This is a genomic window from Motilimonas eburnea (assembly GCF_021295345.1).
GTDB lineage: Bacteria > Pseudomonadota > Gammaproteobacteria > Enterobacterales > CBDFNC01 > Motilimonas > Motilimonas eburnea.
This window is the reverse complement of record NZ_JAIMJB010000009.1, coordinates 165,688-178,348: the sequence shown is the minus strand read 5'-3', so window position 1 is coordinate 178,348 and position 12,661 is coordinate 165,688. Positions and strand designations below refer to the sequence as shown.

Annotated in this window: 10 protein-coding genes and 1 tRNA gene; 3 read left to right on the top strand and 8 right to left on the bottom strand. The window is 45.5% G+C overall.

Features of this window, described 5'->3' with window-relative positions:
• Positions 1 to 111 precede the first annotated feature (111 nt).
• The 4 genes from K6Y21_RS21465 to K6Y21_RS11130 form a co-directional block, all read right to left on the bottom strand.
• Positions 112 to 213: a helix-turn-helix transcriptional regulator gene (locus K6Y21_RS21465; protein ID WP_285229738.1), complete on the bottom strand. Its 102-nt coding sequence runs from the start codon at positions 211 to 213 to the stop codon at positions 112 to 114.
• 115 nt (positions 214 to 328) lie between these two features.
• On the bottom strand, positions 329 to 1,561 hold the full coding sequence (locus K6Y21_RS11140) for a tyrosine-type recombinase/integrase (RefSeq protein WP_233071923.1): 1,233 nt from the start codon (positions 1,559 to 1,561) through the stop codon (positions 329 to 331).
• Between the two features lie 312 nt (positions 1,562 to 1,873).
• Positions 1,874 to 1,961, bottom strand: a tRNA-Ser gene (locus K6Y21_RS11135).
• Between the two features lie 162 nt (positions 1,962 to 2,123).
• On the bottom strand, positions 2,124 to 3,086 hold the full coding sequence (locus K6Y21_RS11130) for a glucokinase (protein WP_233071922.1): 963 nt from the start codon (positions 3,084 to 3,086) through the stop codon (positions 2,124 to 2,126).
• 250 nt (positions 3,087 to 3,336) lie between these two features.
• Here K6Y21_RS11130 and K6Y21_RS11125 point away from each other — a divergent pair, with 250 nt between their 5' ends.
• On the top strand, positions 3,337 to 4,275 hold the full coding sequence (locus tag K6Y21_RS11125; RefSeq protein ID WP_233071921.1) for a polyprenyl-phosphate transporter: 939 nt from the start codon (positions 3,337 to 3,339) through the stop codon (positions 4,273 to 4,275).
• A 59-nt stretch (positions 4,276 to 4,334) separates the two neighbouring features.
• On the opposite strand, the gene K6Y21_RS11120 is transcribed toward K6Y21_RS11125, so the two are convergent.
• Positions 4,335 to 4,946, bottom strand: coding sequence for a riboflavin synthase subunit alpha (locus K6Y21_RS11120; protein ID WP_233071920.1), 612 nt, complete (start codon positions 4,944 to 4,946; stop codon positions 4,335 to 4,337).
• A 27-nt stretch (positions 4,947 to 4,973) separates the two neighbouring features.
• Here K6Y21_RS11120 and K6Y21_RS11115 point away from each other — a divergent pair, with 27 nt between their 5' ends.
• Positions 4,974 to 6,374: an MATE family efflux transporter gene (locus K6Y21_RS11115; RefSeq protein ID WP_233071919.1), complete on the top strand. Its 1,401-nt coding sequence runs from the start codon at positions 4,974 to 4,976 to the stop codon at positions 6,372 to 6,374.
• Between the two features lie 56 nt (positions 6,375 to 6,430).
• Here the strand turns inward: K6Y21_RS11115 and mltA are convergent, their stop codons facing one another.
• A complete protein-coding gene (gene mltA / locus K6Y21_RS11110) occupies positions 6,431 to 7,519 on the bottom strand; it encodes a murein transglycosylase A (RefSeq protein WP_233071918.1) in 1,089 nt (362 codons plus the stop codon).
• Between the two features lie 215 nt (positions 7,520 to 7,734).
• Here mltA and K6Y21_RS11105 point away from each other — a divergent pair, with 215 nt between their 5' ends.
• Complete coding sequence (locus K6Y21_RS11105; RefSeq protein WP_233071917.1) at positions 7,735 to 8,688, top strand: substrate-binding domain-containing protein; 954 nt, start codon at positions 7,735 to 7,737, stop codon at positions 8,686 to 8,688.
• Between the two features lie 3 nt (positions 8,689 to 8,691).
• On the opposite strand, the gene K6Y21_RS11100 is transcribed toward K6Y21_RS11105, so the two are convergent.
• A complete protein-coding gene (locus K6Y21_RS11100; RefSeq protein ID WP_233071916.1) occupies positions 8,692 to 9,129 on the bottom strand; it encodes an RNA-binding S4 domain-containing protein in 438 nt (145 codons plus the stop codon).
• 69 nt (positions 9,130 to 9,198) lie between these two features.
• On the bottom strand, positions 9,199 to 12,558 hold the full coding sequence (locus K6Y21_RS11095) for an ATP-binding protein (protein WP_233071915.1): 3,360 nt from the start codon (positions 12,556 to 12,558) through the stop codon (positions 9,199 to 9,201).
• Positions 12,559 to 12,661: the final 103 nt, after the last annotated feature.

The following is a 12,661-nucleotide window of genomic DNA, read 5'->3' as shown; positions in this document are numbered from 1 at the left end:
TGAAAATACAGTTAGTTCAATTTAATATATGATTTTCTAGGAAAAGGAAAAATAAGCTCATAAAACGCCCATAGTGCATAAATTATCAGCAATTAGACCTTACTAATAATGTTAGATCTCGCCCTGTATCGAGCGATACACACCAGATCTGGATAACCCAGTCATCGCGAGTACTTCTTTTAGGCGGATTAAACGAATTGGTTTGTTTGGCATTGTGACACCTCATCAATAAGTAGATTTCACCCTGATGACATATGTCTGAAAAGATTTGGTATCGATGTCTGCTGGCCATCAACTAAAACCGAACCACCGCTCATACAGAAAGCTACTAGTTAACCTGCTGCAGGTAACTGCCTCCGGTAACACTGTAACTTCCATAGCTTGATTTCTCGATATGCTCACTCCACCAGGACATGAGCTGGCGTCGGGAGTCGAGATAGTCGGTTCTGTTGTAGGCTTTGCGTATTTGGTTCTTATCGGTGTGAGCCAACGCCGCTTCAATCACATCGGCATCAAAACCTTTTTCATTGAGTGTGGTACTGGCAAGTGCCCTCATGCCGTGAGCCGTCGTTCTATCCTTAAAGCCCATTCGGCCAAGCGCTTTGTTGGCTGTCTCGGAATCAGTGGGTACCTTAGGATTACGGCTCGATGGAAAAACAAACTCGCGATGGCCACTAATCGGTTTAATCGCTTCAAGGATTGCCAAAGTCTGGGCCGTTAGAGGAACTACATGTTCCCGGTTCATCTTCATGCGCTCTTTCGGGATGATCCACAGCTGATTTTCTATATCAATCTCTTCCCAGCGAGCACCAGACGCCTCATTAGGTCGAACCATAGTGTGAAGCTGCCACTCAATTAAAAAACGCGTGACGTGCTGTATATTGGCTGTAGCAACCGTGCGAATAAGCTCATGCATTTCATGCGGTTGTAGTGCTTTCATGTGAACGACTTTGTGTTTCTTAAACACATCGCGAATGCCAGACAATGGATTGGCATGTATCACGCCGCTATTTACCGCGTAGTTCATGATCTCATTCATTAACTGCGCAGTACGTTTCACCGTTTCAAGCAAGCCCTTTGATTCAGTTGTCCGTAAAGCAGCGATGGCGATTGGCGCCGTGATCTTACTTACTGGAATGGTACCAAGCTTTGGAAAAGCGTAGAGTTCGAGCTTACGCCAGTTCCCATTCAACGTCTTCTCTTTGATCTGACCTTCTTTTGTCACCTTCCATTGTTCGGCAACAAACTTGAATGTCGCATTTTGCTCGGTGATCGCTTTGGCTTTCTGCTCTGCTTTCGCTAATTGAGGATCGATACCATCCGCTAGCAACTTCCGTGCTTCGAGAGCTTTCTCTCGAGCTTCAGCGAGAGACATGTCGGGATAGGTACCAAAAGAGAGATAGGTGATTTTATCCTGACCTGGACGTTTGTAGCGAAACTGCCAAGATCGAGAGTTGCTAGGACGCACACAGAAGTAGAGGTTACCACCATCAGATAGTCGATAGAGCTTATCTTTGGGTTTTGCTGTTTGGACTTGCCTTGCTGTTAGATTGTTCGCCATTTTGATCCCTCAAGTAATACCTGCTCAAAGCTGGATAGCCGAAAAATCAAGGTATTACTTATGGCTGATAACTATCTAAATAAAATGAAGTTATAGCTCATGATGATGGAGAAATTGACAACAAAGTAATACCTGAATTAGTGCTCTAAAGTAATACTAGCATCAGATAGCAAACCTGGGTATTACTTTAAGTATTACGAAAAACAAACGCTTTTGTGGAACATTATGGAACGCTACAAGATAGTAACTGATTGATTTTGATAAACTTAAGATAAGAAAAAAGACGTCCTGAGACGTCTTTAAACTTGAATGTGGCGGTGAGGGAGGGATTCGAACCCTCGATACGTTTCCGTATACACACTTTCCAGGCGTGCTCCTTCGGCCACTCGGACACCTCACCTAATTAGATTGTGCTGCTGGGTGTTAGCTTGTTATCGCTTTACTACTTGGCGCGATAGGCTGCCTCAAACAGTGGCGGCAAGGATAAGGAAATCGTTTTCATCCGTCAACTGTTAAAGTGCATTTAACTACTGTTTGCTTAAAAACCCAGCAAGTGGTTAATCTAAATCAATTTCAGCTCTTGGCGTAGGTACACCCCTGCGCCAAATAGGCCAGGATCGGGGTGCAGTACCACAAAGGTGGCGATGCCGGCGTTGTATTCGCTAAAGCGGCCCTTGTATTCAAAACAAGCTCTAAATTCAGAGGTTTTAAAATAATCGATAAAGCGCGGTACGATACCGCCGGCGATATACACGCCGCCTTCACAGGCCAGGTTTAATGCTAGGTTACCGGCAAAGGTGCCTAAGCCTTGGCAAAATACCACTAAGGTACGCGCGGCTATCGGGCAATCGTTGGCAAGGCCGGCGCGGCTTACATCGGCCGCAGTGGCTAATGCTGGGTCTTGGCCTTCGAGTTTACACAGGGCGCGGTAGATGTTTTCTAGGCCTTGGCCCGATAACAAACGCTCGGCGCTAACATGGCCCATTTCTTCGGCTAATACCGCCAAAACTTGACGGGCATCTTCAGCAACAGGGGCAAAAGAGGTATGGCCGCCCTCGCCGTCTAGGCTTATCCATTTATCGTTAATGTTGATCAAATGACCCACGCCTAATCCGGTACCTGGACCACAGATGCCAATGGCTTTTTTATCTTTAACCGTGCCGCCACCGATTTGTACTTTTTCATCATCAGCTAAAAATGGCACGGCAAGTGAAATGGCGGTGTAATCGTTGATCACATAAAGCTTATCTAAACTCAGCGCGGCTTTTAACACGGATTGGGAAAATGACCAAGTGTGGTTGGTCATCTCAATCAAGTCATCATCAACCGGACACGCAATGGCAATACACAGCTCTTTTACTAGGCCATCTAGCTCGGCAAAGTACAACTTAACCACATCGGCGATGGTAGCAAAGTCAGCACATAGGTACTTTTTGATTTGGCCAAGCTCACCGGTTTGCTTATCAACCGTGGCAAGACGGATATTGGTTCCACCGACATCGGCGACAACGGAATGCGTGTTCATGATTACTCCAGATGATTCAATTTTTTCGACATTGTTTGTTATTTTACGGGCAATGACAACCGCTGAAATGATCTGGACTAGGCTAACTGCGCATTTTTTTCCAAGGCGCTCACATTTACTGAGGTTTATGCTGCATAAAACGTGTAAACTAGCGCCATTTTCAATTGTCTTGCGGCCTTGTTTAGGCGCTATGCAGTTGGTTTGATTGTATATTATTTGGACAGCGTGCAAACAAGGAGTGCTCCAACTTATGTCGAACAAGTATTCAAGCCGTGATTGGTTTTTACTCTTTTTAAAAGGCGCTGGGATGGGCGCTGCTGATGTGGTGCCCGGAGTGTCAGGCGGTACCATCGCTTTTGTGACGGGGATTTATGAGCGTTTATTAAATGCCATTAAAAGCGTTAACTTAACCGCACTACAAGTATTAACCAAACAGGGTATTAAAGCCTGCTGGCAACACATCGACGGCACCTTCTTGGCGGTATTGTTTTCAGGCTTGCTGATCAGCATTGCCTCTCTTGCCAAGATCATCACTTATCTACTGGCCAATCACCCTTTGCTGGTTTGGTCATTTTTCTTTGGTTTGATTATCGCGTCGGTTATCCATATCGCTAAGCAAATTGATCATTGGGGGGCAGTCAATATAACCAGTTTGCTCGCAGGCACAGTGATCGCTTTTGTTATCACGAGCATTAGTCCAAGCTCAGTCGACCCTGCCCCTTGGTTTTTCTTGGTCTCCGGCGCCATCGCTATTTGCGCCATGATCTTACCTGGGATCTCCGGCAGTTTTATTTTGCTGTTAATGGGCATGTATGGTCACGTGTTAACGGCGGTCAATGATCGCGACTTTATCTTATTGGGCTTATTTATGATTGGCTGTGTGATTGGCCTTATGTCATTTTCACGCTTTTTGTCTTGGCTATTAGCGCGTTTTCATGAAGCGACCTTTGCCCTACTGGCGGGTTTTTTAATTGGCTCTTTGAATGTGCTGTGGCCATGGAAGCAAGTAACCAGTACTTACTTAAGCTCTAAAGGCATTGAAAAACCACTCACTACCAGCAATATTCTGCCAAATGATTTTGCCGTACTGACAGGGCAAGACCCACAAACTTGGTTGTGTGTGGTATTAATGTTAACGGGTCTTGGCCTGATCTTAACCATTGAAAAGCTCTCTGAACAAAAAGCATAGGCCGACTGGCTAAGTTTCATGTTAAAACGGCGTTGCTCATCAAACAGCAACGCCTTTTTTTAAGCTTGGCGCTGCGCCAAAACCCGCTCTACTGTGTCCACTACGGCTTGGGTTTGACTATCAATCTCGATGTTGAGTTTATCGCCAATGGCTTTGTCGCTTAAGGTGGTGACACGCAAGGTTTCTGGGATCAAATGCACCCAAAAGTCCTGCTCAGTCACTTCACCTAAGGTTAAGCTAATACCGTCAATGGCAATATAGCCCTTAGACAAGATGTACTTGCGCCACTGGCTGTCAAACTCAAAGCGTAGGGCTGTGTTGTTGGCGCTTTGCTTTCGCTCAACCAAGGTGACCTGAGTATGAATATGGCCCGATAATAAGTGGCCGCCGATTTCGGCGCCAAAGGTTGCCGCGCGCTCGACATTCACCCAGTCCCCTACTTTTAACTGCGCTAGGTTGGTTAGCCTTAATGTTTCTTCCATTACATCGAAATACACATTATTATCTTGCTGCTTTACCACAGTTAAACAGGTTCCGTTTAACGCGATACTTGCACCGATTGCAATGCCTTGGCTCAATCGCGCTGGTAATGATACCACCAGCGTATTGAGACCCGGTTTAGTTTGGATCTCGGTAATGGGTGCTTTCGCCATCACAATTCCAGTAAACATGAATACCCCTTAGTAGTTGGAGACACCTTGAGCTCGTACAAGCAGGAATTATCTCATTTAATTAAACTCAGTTGGCCTATTTTAATTGCACAAATCGCAATGACAACCATGGGCTTTATCGACACTGTTATGGCGGGTAAAGTCAGTGCCACCGATATGGCGGCCGTGGCGGTCGCGTCAAGCTTTTGGATCCCAGCTATTTTGCTGCTTCAAGGTTTGATCATGGCGGTCACGCCCATTGTTTCCCATCTAAATGGGGGTAAAAAGCGCAAGCAAATCCCGTTCTCGTTAATGCAAGCCTTGTGGCTGGCGCTGATACTCAGTGCCCTGCTTATGCTCGCCTTGTACTATTCCCCTTGGGTGCTGTTCTGGATGGATGTTGAGCCTGAATTAGCCCGCCTTACCAAAGGTTATTTACATGCGGTCATTTGGGGGATCCCGCCCTTTGCCCTGTATTTAGTCCTGCGCAGTTTGTGTGATGGCCTGTCTCGCACCGTACCGTCAATGATAATCGGTTTCGTTGGCTTGGCTGTTAACATTCCTGCTAACTACATATTTATATTTGGTAAATTTGGCATGCCGGCGTTGGGCGGCATTGGTTGCGGTGTGGCCACGGCCTTGGTATATCTTGCCATGGGTCTGGCCATGCTGGCTTATGTGTTATTAGACGCTGAATTTAAACCCTTGCATCCGTTTCGCCGCTTGATTAAGCCCAATGTGAAACAAATGAAGCGATTATTTAAGCTTGGCTTTCCTGTGGCTGCGGCAACATTTTTTGAAGTCACTTTATTTACCGTGGTGGCTCTGTTACTCGCACCTATGGGCTCATTAGTTGTTTCTAGCCACCAAATCGCGATTAACTACTCGTCGATGGTGTTTATGATCCCGTTAAGCATTGGTATCGCAGCCAGTATTCGTGTCGGCCATAGTTTGGGTGAACGCAAGCCCGAGCAAGCGAAAACCGCGGCCAATACCGCTATCCTGTTTGGCCTGGCCATCGCGGTGGTCACCGCCACATTCAGTTACGTATTTCGCCAACAAATTGCCGGTTTCTATACCGACGAAGTGGCCGTCATTGAGCTGGCCATTAGCTTGTTGGTGTTAGCATGTGTCTATCAGTTCTCAGACACGATACAAGTTATCATTGCCGGTATATTACGCGGCTACAAAGACACCCAAGTGATATTTTATATCACCTTAGTATCATTTTGGCTGATAGGTTTACCTTTGGGTTACAGCTTAGCAAGCGGCTTAACCTTAGGGCCCATCTCGTTACCCACATTAGGCGCACAAGGTTATTGGATTGGGTTTATTGCTGGCTTAACCTCAGCGGCGATCTTGCTTAGCATTCGCCTAGCTTATAACTATCGCCAATCGGCCAAACTGGTTGCCACGACTAAGGCCCTGTCTCAAGCCGAACAACTATAATCAACTTCGCGCAGCAAACTTAACACTTGTTGCGCGAGTAACTTAGAAAGCGGTTGTTACGGGGTATAGCTTAGCAGCCACACCCGACCAAAGTGTTTGTAGTAGCCAGCATTACGTCCCGCTTGTATGCCTAGGCCATGATACAAATCCAAATGGCTTCCTTTTACTGCCCCACCTGTATCTAACACCATAAGTAGTTTCAAGACATGATGTCCGGTCCAATCGCCATTGGCATCTAGTTGTGGCACTTCAGCTAAAATCACACTGCCCATTGGCAAGTGTTTACGGTCGCCAGCCACCGCCGCGCCACCAATCAAGGGGATCCCTGCCGAACCAATCACATCAAGTTGTTCATTGGCTTTAAAGAATACAAACGAGGCGTTTTGTTCCAATAAGGCTTGTAGCTTGGCTTCGTCTTGCTGCTGTGCCCATTGTTTAATGGCTTCCAGCGACATTTTCTCACGAGGTACCTCGCCTTGTTCAATCAATACCTTGCCGATACTGGTGTAAGCATGGCCATTTTTGCCAGCATAGGCAAAATATTGCTTGTCGCCACCGTCTTCAAAGTAAACAAAACCACTGCCTTGTACTTCTAGCATAAAGTTATCAAGCAATGACTTACTGTAACCTATCTCGAGGCCTTGATGATCAAGCGCGCCGGCATAAATTTCAGCACGACTAGGGCATTTACCTGAACACTTTGGCATCCCATAGAGGGGATATTTATACAATGCATCAGCTTGGTGTTTTATCTTCATAACCGGCGAAAAGTAACCCGTGAATAAGACGTTACCTTGACCGTCTGCCCCGCCCATTTGCATGGCACTGATGCCATATTGACTTAAATCTGCAGGGTCGCCATTTTGTTCAGACCACTGCTCCACCCGCTGATAAAGCCCATTATGTTGTTTTACTAAATTGGGGGAACGACTTTTAACCTGCGCGGCTTGCAAGGTAAACAAACTGTAATCCCTTGGTTTATCACTTTGAACTTGAGGCACAGGAGTCAAAACCTGAGTAAAGGTTTGTTCTGAAGGCTGTTTACCAAAGGTGGGGGCAGGGGGCTCTATGGGGGGCTCTATGGGTGGCGTAGAGCAACTGAATAAGGCCAAGATACAGACACTGATGAAAATAATACGGAGCATAGTTATTCCAAATCTTAAATCAAACGCCATCAGTTTACCGCTAAATCAATCAGCTTAATACAAGGTTAAGGATCACTTTTACCTGATAAGCCATAAAACTAACGCAGTGTTCAATCGCGGATGATTAGTAGCAGATATCAGCCCCATATGATAAATAGTTAGTTATACTAAAATAAGCGTGATTAATTACACCTTCAATACCAACTGATGGGTCTATGGTTAGAATTTTATTTAGATTATTTGGTTTTTATTTATTATTTTCTGCTTCTGCGTTTGCGGCGTCGATGGATCAGCCGAAAATACTAATTGTGCCTAAAGGAATGAGCCTCACTTTTTGGCAAGTTGTTGAATCAGGAGTAAAAAAAGCTAGCAATGAGCTTAATCAACCGGTCATATGGCGGGGCCCTTACAATGATAACGATCTCAATTCCCAAATTGCCATCATACGTAATTACCTGAATTCTAACGTTGAAGTCTTGGCCGTTGCTGCCATAGACGCCCACTTAATAACCCCTTTTATTATGCAATACCAACGCCGAGGCAAACGGGTTTTAGTATTTGATTCACAAGCCATTGGTGCCAACCCGATGGGGTTTATTGCCAGTAACAACTACCAAGCGGGCAAACGTTTAGTTGAATCGATAGCCACGCAATTTCGCGGTGATGTTCATGCTTTGATTGTGCAAAATGACGCAGGGCATGCCTCTACCGAAGAGCGGCTGGTTGGCTTTCAAGACCAACTCAAACACTATGGGATCACTTCACTCACGTTAATTGAAGCAGGCTCAACCAAGGGCAGCGCACTACATGCCACCTATGCCGCCTTGGTTGCGGATCCCCGGATCAATATGGTTTTAGCGGTCAATGAAGCCACCACCGAGGGGGCGGCTTTAGCAATCAAAAAACTTAAGCGCGGCAATACTTTGTTGGCAGGCTTTGATATTAATGACGGGATATATCGCTTACTCCATGACGATGTGATCACTCAACTTGTGGTTCAAGACCCTTACGCCATGGGCTACCAAGTGATGCAACAAGCCAATATGCTACTCAAAGGTGAGCAAATTGCGCCCACCACCGAAGTGCCTATTCGCTTAATTGATAAAGCCAGCTTGGCCGACCCAGAAACCAACGCGTTTATACGTCACTTTCTAAAAGTTCCTAAGTAAGCATCAAAATTTAATTTCACGTCTGCCGGTTTGTTTGTCTATCTGATGAGATGTGGCTGGCTTTGACTGGGCTTTCGCCTTGTTTTTTGTTTTTGGATGAGGGTTATTATGTCGACTGGCTTTATTGGCCTTGTCTGTAGACTGTTTCGTTGTGCGCTTTGTGGGTTGCTTAGGCTGAGGGGTAACGACTACCTCTGCAACGGGTACATCGCACAACACCAGATAAAACTCACCGTTGAACTGGATCACATCACCATCGTAAACCTTACAACGTTTACGCGTTTCAACTTCTCCATTAACCGCCACATAGCCTTCGCTAATGGCCATTTTGGCTTCACCACCGCCGCTGACGGCATCGGCTATCTTTAACACTTTATATAACTCGATTGGCTGAGTGTTTACCTCAATACCAATGGCTTCAACTTCAAATTCTTCACTCACGCGCTCATTACCTTATTGCGAGTCGATTAGGGGTGCAGTTTACCCAAATCACACTCAGACAGCCATGGACTATTTTTGGGCAAAGTAATTTTTTACTTTCAAGGTTAATTCCTCTAATTCAGTAATGCGCTCTGCCTCCGCTTGTTTCGCACATTGCTGCTTAACAAAGGCAGCCGTTCTAAGTACATCACGCCAACGGGGGATCTTAGGCAAGGTTTGCAGCAAAAAATATCGATCTAAAGTGCGAGTTTGCGCCGACGAGCGATCAAGATAAACCTTCCAAATTTTACTCTGCTGCGCTAGATCGATTTTACTCTTCCCGGTCGCGTCTTGCCATAATGCCAAGGCTTTGGTCATGATATCGACCAAAACTTGACGGTATTCTAATTCCGACAAACACAAGCTAGGGCCAAGGTTGCTCTGTGTGCCCATCACATCGCCTTGGGTTTGGTGCAACACGATGCTGATATCTCCCATCGCACTCCCCTTGCCTTGATTAACCTGTGAAACAAAAGCTTGGGAGCGAATTTTGTCACCATTGGCGGACACAAAATCGAGTTGCAGCTCAAAACGAGTCTGTTGGGTTAATCCACGTGAGATACGCTCAAGCTCACATTGTGCCATGATCTGGTTAACGTCAACGCCGATCATTTGTGCTTGGGAATACCCCAATAATCGCTGCGCACCTTGGTTAAAAAACACCACTTGGTTAAAAGGGTTGATAATCACAATGGCATCTTCCACATTTTCCAGTAACTGGGTCATCCTTACTTGGCTTGCCTGCAATGCGTTTTCGGCTTCTATGCGTCTGGCCACCTCTTGTTTCAATAGTTTATTTTCCTGACTAAACTGAGCCGCTTGTTTAAGCTCCAGTAAATTATGCACTCGCGCCAGTAGCTCATCTTTAACAAAAGGCTTCATTAAATAGTCATTAGCCCCGACATGAAACCCTGTCATGATATCTTTTACGCGCGTTTTTGCGGTTAGCATTAAGATAGGCAAGGTCGCGTTGTCGAAGGTTTTGCGTACCTCTTGTGCCACAGTAAAGCCGCTGATTTTTGGCATCATGACATCTAAAATCAACAAATCCACTTGTTGCTGCTGTAAAAATGCCAGCGCGTCATCGCCATTGGTCATTAGTTTAATTTGGTAGCCAGCCAAACTAAGGTGGTTTTTTAATACCTGTAAATTCATTTGCTCATCATCAACCACCAAGATTCGTCGGCCCACTTGGGTGAGCTCATCATCTTTGGTAAAGTTAAATGGCTCAGATGCTTGATTCGATTCACCCATTTGTTGGCCGTCACTCAAAGCCAATTGATAAGCTGCATTGACACCCTGAGGTAACATGGGGGCCAAAGGCTGACACCGGCCTAAATTAAATCGAAAACAGCTGCCCTTGCCTTCTTCACTTTCAACACTTAAGTTTCCCTTCATTAAGCTAATTAACTGCTGTGAAATGGCTAAGCCTAAACCACTGCCGCCTTGGCGGCGGGTTTCACTGCCATCTAATTGCTTAAAAGGGTCGAAAATACGGGCTTGATTGACGGGCGCTATGCCCATGCCGGTATCTTTGACGGCGATCATGACCTGCTCACCCTGAGCCACTACCGAAACCGTGATCTGGCCACTGTCGGTGTATTTGATTGCATTGTTAACTAAGTTAAACAACACCTGCTCAAAACGAATGGGATCAGCGTTAACAAATATTTCATCGGTTGGTAAGTCTGCATTCAATTCGACGGGTTTATTGCCAATTAAATGCTTGGATAACGCCAACACACCACTTACGGTGACATTAGCGCTCACGCAGCTCATATCAACCCGTAAACGGTTGTTTTTAACCTTGTGAAAGTCTAATAAATCATCCACTAAATGGGCCAACCGCTTTGCCCCATTGAGGGCGAGATTAAGCTGCTTGGCTTGTTCGTCACTACAGGGGCCAGCCACCCCATTTAACACCGATTCGGTGATCCCAATCACCCCAGTTAATGGCGTGCGCAGCTCGTGTGACGTATTGGTTAAAAACTCATCTTTAATTTTATCGGCTTGGCGCAAGGCGATGTTTTGCTCGTTGATCACCGCGACCTTCTCTTCAAGTTGCTGATTGGTATCGTTGATCACTTTCATTTGGTCGGTAATGGCATCTTGCATAACATCAAATTGTGCCGCCAAACGCCCTATTTCATCACGGCGCCCCCGCCCGAGCAAATGTCTGTCCCATTCGCCCAATGTCACCGCTTCCGTTGCCAACATTAGCGACTCTAATGGTCTGGTTAAGGAGCGGGATAATAAATAGACGATAGCGATAATAATGGCGACAGAAATAACCCCGATTAAAATAATCAAGTTACGAAAACGAATACTGGTCGCTTGGATTTCACTGTTAGCTTGTTCGGCCACGATAACCCATTTATGCCCCATCAAATCAAGGTTGACATAAGCGGCTAAGGTAGCGATTCCTTGATAATTTTGTGTTAATAAGGTGCCTGAGTTATGACGATTGGAATGATGTAGGGCATCTAACCACAATGGTTTTTGCTGTTGGTGCAAATTCAATATCTGGTATTGCGACTCTTGCGTTTGTAAAGCGGATATAGGGTAGCCTTGTTTATTGATAACGTAGGTTTCACCAGTCAACCCAAGACCTTGTCGACTGGCCATGATCTTGGTCAGTGGCGTAGTGGGCAACGCGTAGGCAATATAACCCGTGTATCGACCGTGATTGTTAATCGGCATAATAAAGTAACTGACCACAGCTTGTTTTATGTTATCAAAGCTATAATCGTGAAATAGCATCGGCTTTGCCGTTTCAGCAATGATGGTATTACCTAATTCCCGTTCAAGCGCGACAAAGGCTTGACCCAATGGAGAGCTCTGCAACTCTCCTGAGCGCAGGTTTTCGGTAAAATACCCATCCTTCTTAGTGCTATACACCACTTGGCCCGATAAATTTATCAAGATAATGTCGTTAAAGTCGGAAACGGTTAGATAGTCGATAAACCCATCGTGGAATCGATCATGAACATGAGCGTAGCTACCTACCGTCATGCCAAGTTTAGAGGGTAAGTTTTTAAAATCGCCGGCTTGTAGATAAGTCGATAACAACAAATCAGCAGCTTGCTTGGGCTCATCGGCAATTAAATTAAACGCATAAGAAAATCCATAAAATCTACTCATGGCATAGCGCACAAAGTCCGTGTTACTAAAGTGCAGAGCTTGTTGGCGCAGCCCTAGCAAATGCTGTTCTAACGTATTTTCTTTACTTAACGCGATGGAATAGAGGGTATCGGCCACTTGCTTATTGTTATTACTAACAAAAGAAGCATGGAATACAATCGCGATCACCGCCATTGGGGTGATCGATAAAAGTAAAAACGCCAAGCCCAGCTTGGCCCGAAAACTGATGTTTTTTATTTTTTGCAACAAAACTCGATGATTCCTACTGCGATGCCCATACCACTACCTGATAACATGTTGACCATTTGTTTATCAAAGATCGGTAAATACCGTTCCCTTTATGCATGAAAAG